Raw genomic sequence first — 16,645 nt, 5'->3', positions numbered from 1 at the left:
GTCCAACTTCTAGGGCGCGCCTCACTTCGCCGGGTGGCCGGCCCCGCCGCTTCCCACAGGCTGAACAGTGCGGGTGTAATTTCATGGACTCGCCCTGGCCGAGGCGTCAGTGCGCCACGGTGGCAGTCTAAACAGCCAACGACAGCGAGGGCGAGTCCATGAAAAAGCATACGACGGTCCCACAACCTTTGTCTTCCACCGATTGGTCCGCCTGTACCACCGTGGCGGTCGACCTGGCCAAGCGGGTGTTCCAGGTGGCAGGGGAAGACGCCCTGGGGCAGGTGCGCTTCGAACAGCGGATCAAATCGCGCGAAGCCTTTTATGCTTTCCTTTGCCAGCTGTCGCCGCACGTCACGGTGCTGGTGGAAACCGGCCCTGGCGCTCAGGCCTGGGCGCTGCAGCTGCAAAAGCAGGGCAATCTGGCGCGAATCCTGCCGGCCAAGCTGGTGGCCAACCATCGTAGCGGCGCCAAGAGCGACCGCAACGACGCGCTGGCCATCCTGCGCGCCGGGCGCGACAGCAACATCCACGCCGTGCCCATCAAAAGCGCCGCCGCCCTGGCCATGCAGGCACTGCACCGCGCCCGGCAGGGTTACATCCGCCGGCGTACGGCACTGAGCAATCAGATGCGGGGGCTGTTGCTCGAGCATGGCGTGGCGCTGGCCCAGGGCGAGGCGGCGATCAGCCAGAAGGTCCCGCTGGTGCTGGAGGATGCCACCCAACCGCTGCCTGACCTGCTGCGTGAGCTGATCGACGAGTTGCTGGCTGAATGGCGACACCTGGGCGAGCGCATCAACGTCCTCACCGGGCGCCTGGAAGCGGCGGCGAACGCGGACAAGACGGCCAAACGGCTGATGACGGTGCGCGGCGTGGGGCCGATCATCGCCACGGCGCTGCTGGCCAAGCAGACCGAACCTGAACGCTTCGCCAATGCGCGCCAGTTCGCTGCCTATTTCGGCCTGGTGCCGGAACAGCGCAGCAGCGGCGAGAAAGTGCGCCTGGGCAAGATGAACAAGCGCGGCGACGGCTACCTGCGCAGCCTGATGATCCAGGGCTCACATAGTGTGCTCAGGCAGATAAAGCCAGATTCGCCCCACCCGGATGATCGGCGCCTGCTCAACTGGCTCAGCCGCCTGGGCCAGAAGGAGGCGGCGGTGCGCCTGGCCAACCGCAACCTGCGCATCCTCTGGGTGCTGCTACAGAATGAACAGACCTACTGCCGCCAACCGGCCACAAGCCAGCACGCGGCGGCAAGTCTCTGATCCACCGAGTTCTGCCACCGCGGCGCGCAAGCGCCTGTCCCTGCTGACAAACATTTACCCCAGGTCAGACCGACGCGGATAGATGCCTTGGCTCCTACCGGCCTTCGAGGCCTGAATGTAATCGGCATACCGCGTGCTCACCAAATGTTGGCCCGAAGCCGAAGCCGGCTTCCTCGAAAGGCCTGATACATAGATGCAGCCGGGCAGAATGTTAAAAGCGGGTAGACAGTGGGGGCGAGTCCATACATAGGAGCCGGGCGAAGCCGAAGGCGTAGCTCGCGAAGAGCGCGCCACATGGCTACCGATGGGTAGCAATCCAGATTAGCAACGCGGCCTGGAACACGGCAAAGGCAATCAGGCAGGCAATGGTGAAACGCAGGCTGCCATCTTCACGGCGGTACTTGCCGATCCGCTCTTCCTGTTTGCGCAGCTTCACCTCTTGCTCCTGCAGGGCCTTGTCGGCCATTTGCAGCATTGTTGCGCTTTCCATCACGTTCACCCGCTGCAGCTTGTCGCCATTCCAGTCGGTGAGCAGGGCGCTCACGCGGGTGGCTTTGTAGCTGCCCTTCAGGTGCTGGGCATCGGCGTATTCCACGTCCAGGCCGTGGGTGCGCAGCACGTGATCGCGGCGCAGGCGAGTGCCTTCCACCAAGGCATCGCGGTTGGGCAACTCTGCGCTGTCGATACGGTATTCAGGCCAGCGGGCTTTGGCCCAGGCAGCCGCCTGCGCCAGCATGAAGCGCCCCAGGCCGCGGTTTGCCGGCTCGGTGCTGAGAACGTCCGGGATGCTCCACACGCGCCGTTCAAGGTGGTCCGCCCACACATCCAGGCAGTTCTGTTCCTTGCGTACGTGCTGGCCGGGCAGCGCGATGCTCAGGCGCAACAGGCTGCAGCGTTCGCTGTGGCGCTCGGCCCAGCCGTATTGTACGAAGCGCAGGGGGCGGGGGCCCGTGGTGCGGTCGGTTGGCAAGGCGGCCAGGCGCAGCAGTTCATGGTGCTCGGTGGCGACCTCGCCCCACGGCATTTCCACGGCGGGCGGGGCGGCATCGGCAGCGGCCGCTGCCTCGGATAAAAGGGTTTCAGACATATCGGCGATCCTCTCTCTTGGCAAGGTATCGGCCACCGATACAAATCCTGAAGCATCACTCAGCGGTTCGCTTTGATGAACCCTGCCAGCTCCCGCGCCAGCCCGGCTGCCAGCGGCAGGTCGGGGTTGTCATACGAGGCAACCTGCTGCTTCAGGTCCATGGGGACGATGCGCAGCACATGGTTCATGCCAGGGATCAGCACCTTGCGCGCCTTCGGGTTGGCCGCAACCAGGGCGTCGGCGTCGGCCACGCTCACCTGAATATCGTGCTCCCCCTGCACCACCAGGGCGGGGATCTCCAGCGCGCCAAAGGCCTGGGCCGGGTTCTGTCGGAACAGCGATACCAGATAAGGCTGAACACTAGGCCGGAACACCACCTGCAAAGGCGCGGGCACTTGCTCGTCCAGTTGGCCGGCTTTGAGTTCGTCGAGCAATTGTTCGCTACGGGCATAAAGGTCCGGCGGCAGGCGCTCGCGCAGTTGCTCTCGCAGCACCAGGTCGATAGGCCGGCCGCTGCCCGCCAGAGAGATCAACCCTGTTGCTTTGGTATTCGGGGCGGCCAGCGTGGCAATCAGTGCTCCCTCGCTGTGGCCCAGCAAGGTAAGCGGGCCGAAACGCGGGTCAGCGGAGAGTTGTCGCGCCCAGGCCACTGCATCCGCCACGTACCCTTCAACGCTCAGGCTGCGTTCGTCAGGGGCGAGGGGCAGCCCGCTGGCAACGCCGCGTTTGTCGTAGCGCACGCTGGCAATCCCGGCGCGGGCCAGGGCCCAGGCCAGCTTCTTCAGGCTGTCGGTGCGCCCGGCGTCGGCATTGTTGCCGTCCCGATCGGTGGCGCCAGAGCCGGAAATCATCAGTACAACCGGTACCGGGCTGGTGGAGCGGGGCAGCAGCAGGCTGCCATGCAAAGTGCCGCTGCCGGTGTCCAGGTCGATAGGCCGTTGCAGGATGGAGCCGGACGCCGCATGGGCGAAGAAGGTGAACAGGGCAGCAAGGAGGATAGGAAAGCGCAACTTCATCAACCATATGGGCAGGAGGAAGGTTGGACCGAAGCGGCCCGGCAGGGTTCGTGAGAGGGTGAACTGCCTTGCCACCCTGCGTATACTGGCCGGCCCCATGTTTCATCCAGATTCATCTCGCGGAGCGTCTCGCATGTCTGGCAATACCTTCGGCAAGCTGTTCACCGTTACCACCGCAGGCGAAAGCCATGGCCCTGGCTTGCTGGCCATTGTCGACGGTTGCCCACCAGGCCTGCCGCTGGACATTACCGACCTGCAGCAGGACCTGGACCGCCGCAAGCCCGGCACCAGCCGCCACACGACGCAGCGGCAGGAAGCCGATAAAGTGGAAATCCTCTCCGGCGTGTTCGAAGGCCGAACCACCGGCACGCCGATTGGCCTGTTGATCCGCAACACGGACCAGAAGAGCAAGGACTATTCGGCCATCAAGGACGTGTTCCGTCCAGCCCATGCCGACTACACCTATCACCATAAATACGGCGTGCGCGACTACCGTGGGGGCGGTCGCAGCTCGGCGCGGGAAACCGCCATGCGCGTGGCCGCCGGCGCCATCGCCAAGAAATACCTCGCCACCCGGGGCATTCAGGTGCGCGGCTACATGAGCCAGCTGGGCCCCATCGAGATTCCCTTCGTGAGCTGGGATGCGGTGGAGCAGAACGCCTTCTTCTGCCCCGACCCCGCCAAGGTGCCGGAGCTGGAGGCGTACATGGACCAGCTGCGCCGTGACCAGGATTCCATCGGCGCGAAAATCACTGTAGTCGCCGACGGCGTGATGCCAGGGCTCGGCGAGCCGATCTTCGATCGCCTGGACGCCGAACTTGCCCATGCCCTTATGAGCATCAATGCCGTAAAAGGCGTGGAAATCGGCGCCGGTTTCGCCAGCGTGGCCCAACGCGGCAGCGAGCATCGCGATGCGCTCACCCCGGAAGGTTTTGTAGGCAACAACGCGGGTGGCATCCTGGGTGGCATCTCCTCGGGCCAGCCGATCATCGCGCACCTGGCGCTCAAGCCTACCTCCAGCATCACCACGCCGGGCCAATCCATCGATGCCAGCGGGCAACCGGTGGACATGATTACCAAAGGCCGCCACGACCCCTGCGTGGGCATCCGTGCCACGCCTATCGCCGAAGCCATGATGGCTATCGTGCTGATGGACCACCTGCTGCGCCACCGTGGCCAGAACGCTGACGTACAGGTGAGCACGCCGGTGCTGGGCCAGAACGCATGACGTCACCTCAGGCGGCCGGTCGGGCGTGACCGGCGTGGCGGTGCCGTACTGGCGGTTGTCCGGCTTCTACCTGTTCTACTTTGCGTTGCTGGGGGCGACCGCGCCCTTCTTGGCACCCTGGTTCGCCTACCTGGGGTTCGCCCCAGCACGCATCGGCGAACTGGTGGCAATTCCCATGGTGATGCGCTGCATCGCGCCACACCTGTGGGGCTGGCTGGGTGACCGCAGCGGCCATCGCCTGCGAATTGTACGGCTGGGCGCGGCGGCCACGCTGCTGGGCTTCAGCCTGGTGCTGGTGAGCCAAAGTTACGCATGGCTGGCGCTGGTCATGGCCCTGCATGCATTTTTCTGGCATGCGGTATTGCCGCAGTTCGAGGTGATTACCCTGGCCCACCTGCGGCAACAGCCTACCCGTTACGGGCAGGTGCGCTTGTGGGGCTCGGTAGGTTTTATCGCAGCGGTCATTCTGCTGGGGCGCTGGTTCGAGCTGCGCGGCATGGGCAGCTACCCGGTGACGGTGATGATCATCATGGCCGGGATTCTCCTGGCCAGCAGTTGGGTCCCGGCCCCGGCACGTGAGGCGGATGAAACCAGCGCGCCACCGCCGGGCGATGGCTTTCTCGCTCGGCTACGCCAACCCGGGGTGATTACCTTCTACCTCTGCGTGGGCCTGATGCAGCTCAGCCACGGGCCTTATTACACCTTCTTCAGTATTCATCTGGCGCAGTTGGGGTACAGCGCCGTCGCCATCGGGCTGTGCTGGGCCTTGGGCGTGGTGGCCGAAGTGCTGATGTTCCTGGCCATGGCTCGGCTGTTGGCGCGCTGGTCGGTGAACACGGTGCTGGCTGTCAGTTTCGCCCTGGCCGCGGTTCGCTGGCTGCTGCTGGGTGGGCTGGCGGGTGAGCTCTGGGTGCTGCTGGTTGCCCAGGTGTTGCACGCCGCCACCTTTGGCAGCTTCCATGCCGCCGCCGTGCAAAAGGTACGGGTTACCTTCGGCTTGCGTTACCAAGGCCAGGGGCAGGCGTTGTATGCGGCGCTCGCCGGGGTCGGCGGCGCGTTGGGCGCGGTGTACTCGGGTTATGCCTGGCAAGCCATCGGGCCGTTTGGCACCTTTGCACTGGCCAGCATCGCCGCGGTGGCGGCAGCGGTTATGATCGTTCTATTCACGCATAAGGAGCCGGTATGATCCCGGATCGCGATACCCTGGCCCGGCAGATCATCGACGCCGGCCGTTTCCTTTATTCCCGTGGTTGGTCTCCCGCCACCAGCAGCAACTACTCGGCCCGGCTTTCGGCCAGCGAGGCGCTGCTTACCGTGTCGGGCAAGCACAAGGGCCAACTGGGCCTGGAAGACGTGCTGGCGACCGACATGCAGGGCAACAGCCTGGAACCTGGCAAGCGCCCCTCGGCGGAAACCCTGCTCCATACCCAGCTGTACAACTGCGACGCGCGCATCAATGCCGTGTTGCACACCCATTCGGTAAACGCCACCGTGCTCTCGCGCATTACCCAGGGGCCACACCTGGTGTTCGAGGACTACGAGCTGCAAAAAGCCTTCAGCGGGATAGCCACCCACGAAAGCCGGGTGCTGGTGCCGGTGTTCGAGAATGACCAGGACATCGCCCGCCTGGCCTCGAAGGTGCAGCCTTGGCTGGACGCGAACCCCGATTGCGTTGGCTATCTGATCCGTGGCCACGGCCTGTATACCTGGGGGGCGAGCATGCAAGACGCCTTGCGCCAGGTGGAAGCGTTCGAGTTCCTGTTCGAATGTGAATTGAAACTGCGCGCGGTGCGTTGATACCGCCGTTGCGAGGAGCCGCCTGATGAGCTGCCTGACCGTTTACCACGAAAGTACCCCGGACATTCCGAACAAGGTGCTCACCCATATTGAGGACATCGCCGCCACCCTGGCCGAGCACGGCGTGCGCTTCGAGCGCTGGCAGGCCTCGGCACCGATCCAGCCCGGCGCCAGCCAGGAAGCGGTCGTCGAGGCCTACCGGGAGCAGATCGACCGGCTGATGACCGATTGCGGCTATATCACGGTGGACGTGATCAGCCTCAACAGCGACCACCCCGACAAGGCTGCCTTGCGCGCGAAGTTTCTCGAAGAGCACCGCCATGGCGAAGACGAGGTGCGTTTCTTCGTGGCCGGGCGCGGGTTGTTCACCCTGCATATCGACGACTATGTGTACGCCGTGCTGTGCGAGAAGAATGATTTGATCTCGGTACCTGCCGGTACCCCGCACTGGTTCGACATGGGCGAGCATCCGCACTTTGTGGCGATCCGCCTCTTCAACAATGCCGAAGGCTGGGTGGCGAAGTTCACCGGCGAGCCTATTGCCCAACGCTTCCCTCGCCTGGATGACTGACAAGGATCTTTCTCACATGCCGATCAAGGCCATCCTCACTGACATCGAGGGCACCACCAGCGCAGTCAGTTTTGTGTATGACGTGCTGTTTCCCTTCGCCGCCAGCCGCTTGCCCGGCTTTATCCGCGAACACCAGGCGGCCCCCGAAGTGGCCGTGCAGATCGAAGCCGTTCGTGCGGAGGCGGGCGAACCTGGTGCCGACCTCGACCGGGTCATCGACATCCTTCTTGGCTGGATGCGCGAGGACCGCAAAGCCACGCCGCTGAAAGCCTTGCAGGGGCAGGTGTGGCAGAAAGGTTATGAAAGCGGGGAGCTCAAAGGGCACGTGTATCCGGATGCTGTCGCTGCGCTGAAGCAGTGGCATGCCGAGGGCTACCGCTTGTATGTCTATTCATCGGGGTCGATCCAGGCGCAGAAGTTGATCTTCGGCTGTTCCGAAGCGGGCGACCTTACCGGGCTGTTCAGCGGATATTTCGACACCACCAGTGGCGGCAAGCGGGATGCTCAGAGCTACCGGGCCATCGCCAGCGCGATCGACGTGGCGCCGGAACAAGTCCTTTTCCTGTCAGATGTAACCGCTGAACTGGACGCAGCGCGCGAAGCTGGGATGGCCACCTGTGGGCTGGCGCGGGAAGGGGCGCTGGAAGCAGATCACCCTGTAGTCAACAGCTTCGACCGTATCGACGTGGCGGCATACTGATTGCCGCACACATAAATTCGCCGTTGGCCTTCCCACTAATACATGGCTTTGGGAAGGTCAGCGGCGAAATTCGATAGCGCTTGAGCGCGTGTTTCAGACCGAATGGTAAGTCGGCAGCGCGAAGCGGTTCTGGCTTTGCAGCAGGTGAATGTCTGGCAGCTGGCTAACTTCACCGGCGAGATCGCGGCGGATCGCGCTGATCACCCAGGAAAGCTGTTCCGGGGTATTGAGCTGGGAATAGGAGATGGAACGGCGGGTTTGCCGGCCGTCAGCACCGCGCAGCGTGAGCAGTACGGCACCGTCCGGGCGGGGTTGGGTGACAACGTCATACTCGGAAAACAGGCTGGCGAATTTTTCTTGGAGAAATTCCATCTGGCGACTCCTTGGCATATCCAATGGGCAGGCTATGCAGAGGAGGTTGCAGTGAATGTGCCAACTTTGAATTAAATCAAAAAGCCTTGCTTTTCAGGCACTTGCGCTAGGAAGGATTTTTACGTGATCGTGCAAACTGCAAGGTAGGGCCTGGTGCACGATGCATTTTGCGTGATGGACATCACAGTTTGGCGGGGCGTACAACCTTTGACATCATTTTGCCCATTAATTCCGTCTTGAACCCTTATTTACACTGGCTGTTGACCGGTGGTTTGGCGGTGAGGAACACTAAAGCCACTGTTCAGCTGGAGCCTGTAATGTCCGAAACTACTCAACCGCAGGTCATGACCGACGACGAAGCCGCCGAATTTGCCGCTCAGGTATTCGATGTGGCGCGCAATGGTGATGCCGACACATTGCACAAGCTTCTCGAAAAAGGACTGCCTGCCAACCTGCGTAATCAGAATGGTGACACCTTGCTGATGCTGGCCAGCTACCACGGCCACCTGGCTGCTGCCCGGGTGCTGCTGGAAGCGGGGGCCGATGCCAACATCCCCAACGACAAGAACCAGCTGCCACTGGCGGGCGCGGCCTTCAAGGGCAACCTCGACATGGCGCAGTTGCTGGTGAGCCATGGCGCCCAGGTGAACGGTGCTGCGGCCGATGGCCGTACCGCCCTGATGATGGCTGCCATGTTCAACCGCACCGCCTTCGTCACCTATCTGCTGGAGCAGGGTGCGGACCTGCATGCCCGCGACATCGCCGGGGTTAACGCCCTCGGCGCCGCCCGTGCCATGGGCGCCCAGGAGACCATCGCCCAGCTGTCGTCGCTGATGTAGGCTGTGGGATGCGGCGTGGTCGGCCCCCGGAGTGGGGCCAAAATGCTATGCTGCGCCGCTTTGCCACCCAGTCGAACCTCCCATGCAAAGCCTTCTGACCGAACTCATCACCTGCATCAGCTCCGGCTGCATGACCGAACAGGACATCGCTCGTATCGCCTCCGAGGCGGCGCAAGCCTACGCGGACCCGGACGCGTTTCTGACGGCGAACCCGGATATCAACTACGACGACAGCTTCCCGATCCCGCTCGGCGAATGGGTAGTAGTGGGTAGCCTTCCCGATACCGTACTGTTCCAGGCCGACAGCTATCAGGAACTGCTCGAGCAGATCATGGGGTCTTTCGGGCCAGACGTGCCGTTCAATATCAAGCCCAAGCAACTGGCCAAGGTCGAGCCGCTGGTTGCCCTCAACCGGATTCAGGTCCAGCTCTCCAGCATGAACCGCGAGATGGGCGGCTACGTGCTGCTGAACTTCAGCCGCGTGCTGGATACCGAGCTGCAGGCCGTGCTGGTCTACAAGAACGACCTCGAGCGCGTGCTTTCCCTGTGCGAGGAAGCCTGTATCCATGCGGCGCCGGCGCTGGAAGCACTCAAGGCAGGCGCTGCCACGCAGTGACGGAACCGCAGCCGCAGGAAGCGACCTAACGGCGGTACGTTTCCCGCGGAGTGGATCATGGGCGCAACATTCAATGGCCTGTTCGGCTTAATCGTTCTGGCCCTGGATATCTGGGCGATTCTTCACGTTCTCAAAAGCGGCGAGGAGGTGGGCATCAAGGTGCTGTGGGTTCTGCTCATCGCTATCGTGCCGGTGCTGGGGCTGATCATCTGGGCCATCCTCGGCCCACGGGGAAATCTTCGCTAAGATCTCCCGTTCGCCATGCCGGCGCCTACGTCGTAGAATGCGCCCCTTTCTTGCGGCGGCCACGCGCCGCCGTCGATTTGCAGGGGGCATGCATATGAACGAATACCAGGAAACCCTATACGAAGGTTACGGCCAGCGTTTTCGCATGGAGAAGCTGCTGCACGAGGTGCGCACCGAGCATCAGCACCTGGTGATCTTCCAGAACCCGGTGATGGGCCGTGTGATGGCCCTGGATGGCGTGATCCAGACCACCGAAGCCGACGAATTCATTTACCACGAAATGCTCACTCACGTGCCGATCTTCGCCCACGGCGCGGCGCGTCGGGTGCTGATCATCGGGGGTGGCGACGGTGGCATGCTCCGCGAAGTGGCCAAGCATCCCGGCGTTGAACACATCACCATGGTGGAAATCGACGGCACCGTGGTGGAGATGTGCAAGGAATTCCTGCCCAACCACTCCAGCGGCGCGTTTGAAGACCCTCGGCTGAACCTGGTGATCGACGACGGCATGCGTTTCGTGGCCACCACTCAAGAAAAGTTCGACGTCATCATTTCGGACTCCACCGACCCCATCGGGCCGGGTGAAATTTTGTTCACCGAAAACTTTTATCAGGCATGCCATCGTTGCCTGAACGAAGGCGGGATTCTGGTCACTCAGAACGGCACTCCCTTTATGCAGCTGGATGGCGTACGTACCACCGCTGGCCGCTTGCGCGGGCTGTTCACCGACTGGCACTTCTACCACGCGGCTGTTCCTACCTATATCGGTGGGGCAATGACCTTCGCGTGGGGTGCCACCCGGCCGGAATACCGCAAGCTGCCGCTGGAAACCCTGCGGGCTCGCTTCGCCGGCAGCGGCATCGTCACCCGTTACTACAACCCGGAGATCCACCTTGGCGCGTTCGCGCTGCCGCAGTACGTGCTGCAGGCTGTGAACAAGCCGAGCAACGATTGAACGGCAAAGGTTGATCGGGTTTTGCTGACCCTGCAGGCGCGGCCCCACGGCAACGGGCGCGCGCCTGCACGGAATTTTCACCTGTTTCACCGCAAAATCCGCGCCCGTCTCGCTTCTTAATCGCCCACCTGTACGGATACCTGACGAAACATGGCCACCCTGGATGCCCAGAGCCCGGAACGCGCGAGCACGCGCTCACTGCGCCCTTCCTTGAAATCCCACCTTGCCTACACGCTGCTCAGCGGCCTCGCCATCATGGTGCTGCTCAGCGGCCTGCGCGCGGCGCTGCTGGCGTACAACCTCGAGTCCGCAGGCGACGCCTCCACGTCTGCGTTGGTCGAAGCCTTCCTCAACGGCCTGCGCTTCGACCTTCGCGTGGTGGTGTACCTGCTGGTGCCGCTGCTGCTCGCCATCCTCAGCGCCAGGGCGATGGCGGCGCGGGGCGTGTTCCGGGCCTGGCTCACCATCACCTCCAGCCTGGTGCTGTTCGCCGGGCTGCTGGAAATGGACTTCTACCGCGAGTTTCACCAGCGCCTCAACGGGCTGGTGTTCCAGTACGTGAAGGAAGACCCTAAAACGGTCATGAGCATGATCTGGTACGGCTACCCGGTGGTGCGCTACCTGCTGGCCTGGGCTCTGGTCACCTGGCTGCTCAGCCTGGTGTTCAAAGGGATCGACCGCATTACCCGCCCTCGCGGCGCTGTGCTGATGGCACGGGCCAGCGCCCCCTGGTACGGGCGCGTTGCAGTGTTCGTGGTAGTGCTTCTGGTAGCGGTGGTCGCCGCGCGCGGCACGCTGCGCCAAGGCCCACCCCTGCGCTGGGGTGACGCCTACACCACGGATTCGAACTTCGCCAACCAGTTGGGCCTCAACGGTACCCTTACGCTGGCGACGGCGGCGAAAAGCCGGATGTCGGAGGATCGTGACAATATCTGGCAAGCGACGCTGCCCCAGGCTCAAGCCACGCGGACCGTGCGCGACATGCTGGTAACCGCCAACGAGCGCCTGGTAGACACCGACAGCGCTGCGGTTCGCCGGGTGTTCACCCCGCCTGCGGGCAATACCTTGCCGATCCGCAACGTGGTGGTCATCCTGTTGGAGAGCTTCGCCGGGCATTCGGTAGGCGCGTTGGGCAGCGACGCCAACATCACGCCGTATTTCGACAAGCTCAGCAAGGAAGGCCTGCTGTTCGACCACTTCTTCTCGAACGGCACCCATACCCACCAGGGCATGTTCGCCACCATGGGCTGCTTCCCTAACCTGCCGGGCTTTGAATACCTGATGCAAACCCCGGAGGGCAGCCACAAGCTCTCTGGCTTGCCGGCCATGCTCAGCGCCCGGGACTACAACGACGTCTACGTGTACAACGGGGACTTCGCCTGGGACAACCAGTCGGGCTTCTTCAGCAATCAGGGCATGACCACCTTCATCGGCCGCGATGATTTCGTGAACCCGGTGTTCTCGGACCCTACCTGGGGCGTGTCCGACCAGGACATGTTTGCCCGAGGCAACGAAGAACTGAACAAGCTGACCGCCCAGGGCAAGCCGTTCTATGCCTTGCTGCAATCGCTGTCCAACCACACGCCGTACGCGTTGCCCAAAGACCTTCCAGTAGAGCCTGTAACCGGGCGCGGCAACCTGGACCAGCACCTCACCGCCATGCGCTATTCGGATTGGGCCCTGGGGCAGTTCTTCGAGAAAGCCAAGCAGTCGCCGTACTACAACCAGACGCTGTTCGTGATCGTGGGTGACCATGGCTTCGGCAACGAGCGCCAATTGACCGAGATGGACCTGAGCCGTTTCAACGTGCCCTTGCTGTTGATCGCCCCTGGCATCCAGGACAAGTTCGGTGCGGTCAACCACACCGTTGGTACCCAGATCGACATCGTGCCCACCATCATGGGCCGCCTGGGTGGCGAAGCGCAGCACCAGTGCTGGGGCCGGGACCTGCTCAACCTGCAACAGGGTGACCAGGGCTTCGGCGTGATCAAGCCCTCGGGCAGCGAGCAGAGCGTGGCCATCGTGACCGGCGACCGCATCCTGATCGAATCCCGCGACATGGAGCCCAAGCTCTACCGCTATACGCTGGGCCACGATCCCAAGGCTGAGGTCATCCCGGAAACCGCGGACGTTCCCGCGCTGCGCAACAAGCTGGACGCGTTCATCCAGACGGCCACCAAGAGCCTGATGGACAACACCGCCGGCGCGGTGCAAAGCAAAACCGAGTAAAACCCGCGCTCGAGTAAAACAAACCCCTGCCGATGAGCAGGGGTTTGTGTTTTCTGGGGTTCAGCTTGTTGGTGATTCACCCTGGGGAACCTGGCAAAGCCGGAGCAGGGTCACGCCAAAGCTCAGGCGCCGTGGCACTTCTTGAATTTCTTGTTGCTGCCACAGGGGCAAGGGTCGTTGCGGCCTACATCCTTCAGGGCGTTGCGTACTGGCTCTTGCGGCTCATGGTTGCAGTGCGGGCCGTGCACATGGCCGTGGTCATGCGCGTGATGATCATGGTCATGGTCATGGTTGCAATCCGGGCCATGTACGTGAGGTTGTTGCGACATTTCTACTACTCCGAAAGCAAGCCTGCGGGGGTGATCTCACCGGTTCGCCGCAGGGAAAGGTTGTGGCCGAATAATACCCCGGTGCGCAGTTCCCCCTCCAGCCGATACTGCAGTGGGCGGTCCGGGTGGCGCAGTAATTTCGCCAGTGGCTTGAGGTGCTCCCACAGGTTGGTGCGCACTTCCACAACATGAATGGCGCGGCTGTGGGCGCGTACGCTGAACCAGCTGTCATCGTCACCTTCGGCCAGCAGCAGGCCTTCCAGGCTCACCTTATAGGTCAGCCCCCGGATGGGGAGGTCTTCATCGTTGGGGTTGTCGATCACGAAATGCAGGCGAAAGCGCTGCTCCAGCAACTTGGCCTTCACCACCTCAACCTGTTTGAGATGCACCTCGGGATCGTCATAATTGCCGGTAAGCCAGGTGGAGCAGCCTCCAAGCCCAAGCATCAAGGCCAGCAGAAACAACCGTAGCGTGTGGTGCGCGTATCGCATCTACTGCCTCCGGTGGTGTGTGCATCCGCCCAAAACCCCGGTCACGAATGCTGGTGCGAGGCTACCCTGTCAGGAAACACCGTGCCCAATTGAAGGAGAACATAACATGGCGCTGTACGAAATTGCCTTCAGCGGCGAATGCCTGCCCGGTACGTCCGTGGAAACCGTGAAGGCCAACGTCGCACAGTTGTTCCGTGCCGACGCCGAGCGCGTTCAGTTACTGTTCTCGGGCCGGCGGCTGATACTTAAAAGCCAGCTGGATGCTGCGGGCGCGGAGCGTTTCCGCCAGGCATTGGAACGCGCAGGGGCTGTGGCCGAGGTGTGTGCGATTGAAGCTATAGAAACGGTCGACCTGGCACCGCCGCCAGCTGCAGCGCCTGATCGTGGCCCAAGGGCCAAGGTAACCCCGCGGGATAATTACATGGCGGCCTTTGTCGACGTGGACGCTCCGGCGTACGACATCGCCGAAGCCGGCGCCAGAATGCAGCCTGAAGCCCCGCCTGCCGCAGCGCCCAGGGTAGACCTCAGCCAGATGAGCCTGGCGCCGGTGGGGGCAGACCTGGGCAGTGGAGGTAGCACGCAGCCTGCACCGCCGCCGCCAGATACCTCGCACCTCAAGCTCGCGCCCTAGTGGCTCAGCCCCTGAGATAACCCGCGCAGCACTTCTTGAATTTCTCCCCGCTTGCACACGGGCATGGATCGTTTCGGCCACTGCTCAACGGCACGGTAGGGTCGATGAAATACCAGCGGCCGTCGTTCTGCACGAACGCCGAACGCTCACGGTGGCTATGCTCGCCCTCGGCGTCGTGCCACCGCGCGGTGAAGGTCACGAACGCGTGTTCGGGCTTGCCACCGATCACCTCGGCATTCTCCACTTCCAGCCCCAACCACATGGCCTGCGCGCTCCAGGCTGCCATGGCTGCGCGATCAAGCCCGGCCTGCTGGGCAGGGAGGGTGGTCGCGATCAGGTAATCCACCAGGCCCAACACGTAGGCGGTGTAGCGCGAGCGCATCAAGTGCTGGGCGTCCGGCGCCGAGAAGTCCCCATGGAAGCGCCCGCAACAGTCGTCCAGAACGCTTCCGCTGCCGCATGGGCATACCGCTATCATTTTGTTTACCACCAGTATTTACCGAAGTGCTGCGGGTTGGCCCAGAAGCGAGCGTTGAGCCAATCCGGCGCCTGTTTATATTCACGCAGATCATAGGTGAACAGCCCCAGCGTTTGCTCCCCCCGCTTGAACGTGGCGGTTTTTTGCAAGGCCAGGGCATAGAAGTCGGTTTCGCGCCAAGGGCTGGCCGCGAGGTCCGCCAGTACCGCCAGCCGGCTTGCGTTCAGGTTGCGAATGCCGCCCAGCAACTCCTGCCCCGCGCGGCGATCCAGGTGTTCCAGGCAGTCCACCACAACCGCCAGGTCGAAGCGCTCCGCGGCCAGTTCCGCCGGCAAAGCCCCCGGCAATGCGAAGCCCAGTAGCGTGTTCGGGTGGGCTTCGATAAAGGCATCCAGCGCCGGGAACCGGCTGGCGGCGACCACCAACAGGCGCGCGGGCTGCTGCGCATCGAGCAGGGCAGCAAGCGCTTCCTGGGGGGTATGGGTCGAAACGGTCATTGCTTCAGGTCCTCTTTCAAGAAACAAAGACTAGCCTTCCGGAACCTTAACGCCTAGTGCGCAATCAATCTGCCTGTATTACGGCAGAGTGAACTGCCTTGGGCTTTAATCCACATACCGGCAGCAGCCGGAGACACAGGAGTTTCAACGATGAGAATGATCGTGCGGGCATTGTTGCCCGTTCTTCTGGTCAGCAGTGTTCTCAGCGGTTGTGCTTCGCGCAGTGATGGTACTGCGCCGCTCAACCAAGGGAACTGGCCCATTTGCAGTGCCATCGGGGGTGTAGCAGGAGCGGGGCTGGGCGCGCTGGAAAGCGGCGCGTGGGCGGCCGGCGGTGGTTTGGCCGGCGCTATCGCCGGAGGATTGATCTGTTACGCACATGACGGCGACGAAGACGGCGACGGGGTATTCGACCGCCGTGATCGCTGCCCGGGCACACCGCCACGTACGCCCGTGTCGCACAACGGTTGCCCGCTTCCGGCAGCGCCGGCGCCAGCGGCCGTGGAGCCACCTGCGCCACCACCACCGCCCAAGGAAGAAGTGATTACCTTGAGCGATGCCGGCGACGTGCTGTTCGAGTTCGACAAGTCCAACCTGACGGCCGAGGCCCAAAGCCAGTTGACCGGGTTGCTGGATCGGTTGAAAGCGGCGGACATCGTGAGCGTGAAGGTAGACGGCCATACCGATAGCGTAGGTACGGATCGCTACAACCAGGGGCTGTCCGAGCGCCGCGCCGCCAGCGTGGTGACCTTCCTGACCGAGCATGGCGTGTCTCAAGCCAAGCTCAGCAGCGAAGGCTTCGGCGAAAGCCGGCCGGTTGCCGATAACGGCACCTCGGAAGGCCGTGCGCAGAACCGTCGTGTGGAACTGCACCTGAACCGCTGAGGGGACGCCTCGCGGCTTTTTTAGTAGAGTGAGCGCTCTACTGGATACGCCGCGAGGCTACGCTCAATGACTTCACCCGCCGGGCTTGCCGTCGGCATCGCCAAAGCCCTCACACTGGTGTTCTGGTGGCTGGTGGTGCTGAACCTGCTGTCTCCTTTTCCAAAGCCTTTTTCGGCCTGGGTCAACCTTGCCGGGGCCTTCCTGCTATTGCTGCACATCGCCCAAATGATGATTTTCAACCGGCGGCTACAGTCCCGTTCACACCGGTGGCTGGACCGTACGCAGATTTTGCTGCTGGGTATTTTTCACCTTCACTCCGTGCGAGAAGCGGCGCTGGTTTCCAAACCCTGAGCGGCTTGCCCGAACTGGCGCAAAAGCTGCATCGGCTCCAGTATTCGCCGGGTTTCCGTCGCGGC

General features: G+C 62.8%; 21 protein-coding genes. 14 read left to right on the top strand and 7 right to left on the bottom strand.

Translation table 11 applies throughout. The annotated features are described in order from the left end of the window. Positions 1-158: 158 nt before the first annotated feature. Positions 159-1,262 (top strand): IS110 family RNA-guided transposase, encoded by a 1,104-nt coding sequence (locus AC3Z8Y_RS17330; protein ID WP_490086869.1) that lies wholly within the window; start codon positions 159-161, stop codon positions 1,260-1,262. Between the two features lie 298 nt (positions 1,263-1,560). On the opposite strand, the gene AC3Z8Y_RS17325 is transcribed toward AC3Z8Y_RS17330, so the two are convergent. Next, a complete protein-coding gene (locus tag AC3Z8Y_RS17325; protein ID WP_490086868.1) occupies positions 1,561-2,349 on the bottom strand; it encodes a hypothetical protein in 789 nt (262 codons plus the stop codon). Between the two features lie 59 nt (positions 2,350-2,408). Further along, the gene (locus tag AC3Z8Y_RS17320; RefSeq protein WP_490086867.1) at positions 2,409-3,365 is read right to left on the bottom strand and encodes an alpha/beta hydrolase; all 957 of its coding nucleotides are present in this window, start codon (positions 3,363-3,365) and stop codon (positions 2,409-2,411) included. 133 nt (positions 3,366-3,498) lie between these two features. Here AC3Z8Y_RS17320 and aroC point away from each other — a divergent pair, with 133 nt between their 5' ends. The 5 genes from aroC to mtnC are packed head-to-tail and all read left to right on the top strand — an operon-like array spanning position 3,499 to position 7,661. Further along, positions 3,499-4,593, top strand: coding sequence for a chorismate synthase (gene aroC / locus AC3Z8Y_RS17315; protein WP_490086866.1), 1,095 nt, complete (start codon positions 3,499-3,501; stop codon positions 4,591-4,593). Positions 4,594-4,618: 25 nt separating this feature from the next. Further along, positions 4,619-5,779 (top strand): MFS transporter, encoded by a 1,161-nt coding sequence (locus tag AC3Z8Y_RS17310; protein ID WP_490086865.1) that lies wholly within the window; start codon positions 4,619-4,621, stop codon positions 5,777-5,779. Continuing rightward, the gene (locus AC3Z8Y_RS17305) at positions 5,776-6,390 is read left to right on the top strand and encodes a methylthioribulose 1-phosphate dehydratase (protein WP_181111626.1); all 615 of its coding nucleotides are present in this window, start codon (positions 5,776-5,778) and stop codon (positions 6,388-6,390) included. Before AC3Z8Y_RS17310 ends, AC3Z8Y_RS17305 begins: the two co-directional genes overlap by 4 nt. A gap of 25 nt (positions 6,391-6,415) precedes the next feature. Next, entirely contained in the window at positions 6,416-6,961 is a 546-nt protein-coding gene (locus AC3Z8Y_RS17300) for a 1,2-dihydroxy-3-keto-5-methylthiopentene dioxygenase (protein ID WP_490086864.1), read from the top strand. 16 nt (positions 6,962-6,977) lie between these two features. Beyond that, complete coding sequence (mtnC, locus tag AC3Z8Y_RS17295; RefSeq protein WP_490086863.1) at positions 6,978-7,661, top strand: acireductone synthase; 684 nt, start codon at positions 6,978-6,980, stop codon at positions 7,659-7,661. Between the two features lie 93 nt (positions 7,662-7,754). Here the strand turns inward: mtnC and AC3Z8Y_RS17290 are convergent, their stop codons facing one another. Next, positions 7,755-8,033 (bottom strand): DUF3509 domain-containing protein, encoded by a 279-nt coding sequence (locus AC3Z8Y_RS17290; RefSeq protein WP_225772556.1) that lies wholly within the window; start codon positions 8,031-8,033, stop codon positions 7,755-7,757. 317 nt (positions 8,034-8,350) lie between these two features. Between AC3Z8Y_RS17290 and AC3Z8Y_RS17285 the strand changes: the two genes are divergently transcribed. From AC3Z8Y_RS17285 to AC3Z8Y_RS17265, 5 genes are all read left to right on the top strand, one after another. After that, entirely contained in the window at positions 8,351-8,872 is a 522-nt protein-coding gene (locus AC3Z8Y_RS17285) for an ankyrin repeat domain-containing protein (RefSeq protein ID WP_490086862.1), read from the top strand. A gap of 82 nt (positions 8,873-8,954) precedes the next feature. Beyond that, the gene (locus tag AC3Z8Y_RS17280; protein ID WP_490086861.1) at positions 8,955-9,488 is read left to right on the top strand and encodes a hypothetical protein; all 534 of its coding nucleotides are present in this window, start codon (positions 8,955-8,957) and stop codon (positions 9,486-9,488) included. 57 nt (positions 9,489-9,545) lie between these two features. Next, positions 9,546-9,734 (top strand): PLDc N-terminal domain-containing protein, encoded by a 189-nt coding sequence (locus AC3Z8Y_RS17275; protein ID WP_490086860.1) that lies wholly within the window; start codon positions 9,546-9,548, stop codon positions 9,732-9,734. Between the two features lie 94 nt (positions 9,735-9,828). After that, positions 9,829-10,689, top strand: a complete 861-nt coding sequence (gene speE / locus AC3Z8Y_RS17270) for a polyamine aminopropyltransferase (protein WP_490086859.1) — start codon at positions 9,829-9,831, stop codon at positions 10,687-10,689. A 150-nt stretch (positions 10,690-10,839) separates the two neighbouring features. Continuing rightward, a complete protein-coding gene (locus AC3Z8Y_RS17265; RefSeq protein ID WP_490086858.1) occupies positions 10,840-12,918 on the top strand; it encodes an LTA synthase family protein in 2,079 nt (692 codons plus the stop codon). 122 nt (positions 12,919-13,040) lie between these two features. On the opposite strand, the gene AC3Z8Y_RS17260 is transcribed toward AC3Z8Y_RS17265, so the two are convergent. Next, entirely contained in the window at positions 13,041-13,247 is a 207-nt protein-coding gene (locus AC3Z8Y_RS17260; RefSeq protein ID WP_181111635.1) for an SEC-C metal-binding domain-containing protein, read from the bottom strand. Positions 13,248-13,252: 5 nt separating this feature from the next. Further along, on the bottom strand, positions 13,253-13,738 hold the full coding sequence (locus AC3Z8Y_RS17255) for an LEA/WHy family protein (RefSeq protein ID WP_490086857.1): 486 nt from the start codon (positions 13,736-13,738) through the stop codon (positions 13,253-13,255). 106 nt (positions 13,739-13,844) lie between these two features. On the opposite strand from AC3Z8Y_RS17255, the gene AC3Z8Y_RS17250 reads away from it, so the two are divergent. Next, entirely contained in the window at positions 13,845-14,369 is a 525-nt protein-coding gene (locus AC3Z8Y_RS17250) for a hypothetical protein (RefSeq protein WP_490086856.1), read from the top strand. A gap of 4 nt (positions 14,370-14,373) precedes the next feature. Here AC3Z8Y_RS17250 and AC3Z8Y_RS17245 read toward each other — a convergent pair whose 3' ends face one another. Next, a complete protein-coding gene (locus tag AC3Z8Y_RS17245; RefSeq protein WP_490086855.1) occupies positions 14,374-14,847 on the bottom strand; it encodes a YchJ family protein in 474 nt (157 codons plus the stop codon). Positions 14,848-14,852: 5 nt separating this feature from the next. Continuing rightward, the gene (locus AC3Z8Y_RS17240) at positions 14,853-15,344 is read right to left on the bottom strand and encodes a DUF6231 family protein (RefSeq protein WP_181111639.1); all 492 of its coding nucleotides are present in this window, start codon (positions 15,342-15,344) and stop codon (positions 14,853-14,855) included. Positions 15,345-15,494: 150 nt separating this feature from the next. On the opposite strand from AC3Z8Y_RS17240, the gene AC3Z8Y_RS17235 reads away from it, so the two are divergent. Further along, a complete protein-coding gene (locus AC3Z8Y_RS17235) occupies positions 15,495-16,229 on the top strand; it encodes a PA1041 family peptidoglycan-binding anchor lipoprotein (RefSeq protein WP_181111640.1) in 735 nt (244 codons plus the stop codon). A gap of 66 nt (positions 16,230-16,295) precedes the next feature. Next, on the top strand, positions 16,296-16,580 hold the full coding sequence (locus AC3Z8Y_RS17230; RefSeq protein ID WP_490086854.1) for a DUF1145 domain-containing protein: 285 nt from the start codon (positions 16,296-16,298) through the stop codon (positions 16,578-16,580). Positions 16,581-16,645: the final 65 nt, after the last annotated feature.

The sequence above is a fragment of the Pseudomonas sp. 3MAES_34.3B genome (assembly GCF_058145875.1).
The sequence above is the reverse complement of the archived record's forward strand: the minus strand, read 5'-3'. Positions and strand labels throughout refer to the sequence as shown.

What these genes read in the sequence shown, in the direction of transcription:
- AC3Z8Y_RS17330 (WP_490086869.1), top strand. Translation starts at nt 159, where the DNA reads ATGAAAAAGCATACGACGGTCCCACAACCTTTGTCTTCCACCGATTGG.
- AC3Z8Y_RS17325 (WP_490086868.1), bottom strand. Translation starts at nt 2,349, where the DNA reads ATGTCTGAAACCCTTTTATCCGAGGCAGCGGCCGCTGCCGATGCCGCC.
- AC3Z8Y_RS17320 (WP_490086867.1), bottom strand. Translation starts at nt 3,365, where the DNA reads ATGAAGTTGCGCTTTCCTATCCTCCTTGCTGCCCTGTTCACCTTCTTC.
- aroC (WP_490086866.1), top strand. Translation starts at nt 3,499, where the DNA reads ATGTCTGGCAATACCTTCGGCAAGCTGTTCACCGTTACCACCGCAGGC.
- AC3Z8Y_RS17305 (WP_181111626.1), top strand. Translation starts at nt 5,776, where the DNA reads ATGATCCCGGATCGCGATACCCTGGCCCGGCAGATCATCGACGCCGGC.
- AC3Z8Y_RS17300 (WP_490086864.1), top strand. Translation starts at nt 6,416, where the DNA reads ATGAGCTGCCTGACCGTTTACCACGAAAGTACCCCGGACATTCCGAAC.
- mtnC (WP_490086863.1), top strand. Translation starts at nt 6,978, where the DNA reads ATGCCGATCAAGGCCATCCTCACTGACATCGAGGGCACCACCAGCGCA.
- AC3Z8Y_RS17290 (WP_225772556.1), bottom strand. Translation starts at nt 8,033, where the DNA reads ATGGAATTTCTCCAAGAAAAATTCGCCAGCCTGTTTTCCGAGTATGAC.
- AC3Z8Y_RS17285 (WP_490086862.1), top strand. Translation starts at nt 8,351, where the DNA reads ATGTCCGAAACTACTCAACCGCAGGTCATGACCGACGACGAAGCCGCC.
- AC3Z8Y_RS17280 (WP_490086861.1), top strand. Translation starts at nt 8,955, where the DNA reads ATGCAAAGCCTTCTGACCGAACTCATCACCTGCATCAGCTCCGGCTGC.
- AC3Z8Y_RS17275 (WP_490086860.1), top strand. Translation starts at nt 9,546, where the DNA reads ATGGGCGCAACATTCAATGGCCTGTTCGGCTTAATCGTTCTGGCCCTG.
- speE (WP_490086859.1), top strand. Translation starts at nt 9,829, where the DNA reads ATGAACGAATACCAGGAAACCCTATACGAAGGTTACGGCCAGCGTTTT.
- AC3Z8Y_RS17265 (WP_490086858.1), top strand. Translation starts at nt 10,840, where the DNA reads ATGGCCACCCTGGATGCCCAGAGCCCGGAACGCGCGAGCACGCGCTCA.
- AC3Z8Y_RS17260 (WP_181111635.1), bottom strand. Translation starts at nt 13,247, where the DNA reads ATGTCGCAACAACCTCACGTACATGGCCCGGATTGCAACCATGACCAT.
- AC3Z8Y_RS17255 (WP_490086857.1), bottom strand. Translation starts at nt 13,738, where the DNA reads ATGCGATACGCGCACCACACGCTACGGTTGTTTCTGCTGGCCTTGATG.
- AC3Z8Y_RS17250 (WP_490086856.1), top strand. Translation starts at nt 13,845, where the DNA reads ATGGCGCTGTACGAAATTGCCTTCAGCGGCGAATGCCTGCCCGGTACG.
- AC3Z8Y_RS17245 (WP_490086855.1), bottom strand. Translation starts at nt 14,847, where the DNA reads ATGATAGCGGTATGCCCATGCGGCAGCGGAAGCGTTCTGGACGACTGT.
- AC3Z8Y_RS17240 (WP_181111639.1), bottom strand. Translation starts at nt 15,344, where the DNA reads ATGACCGTTTCGACCCATACCCCCCAGGAAGCGCTTGCTGCCCTGCTC.
- AC3Z8Y_RS17235 (WP_181111640.1), top strand. Translation starts at nt 15,495, where the DNA reads ATGAGAATGATCGTGCGGGCATTGTTGCCCGTTCTTCTGGTCAGCAGT.
- AC3Z8Y_RS17230 (WP_490086854.1), top strand. Translation starts at nt 16,296, where the DNA reads ATGACTTCACCCGCCGGGCTTGCCGTCGGCATCGCCAAAGCCCTCACA.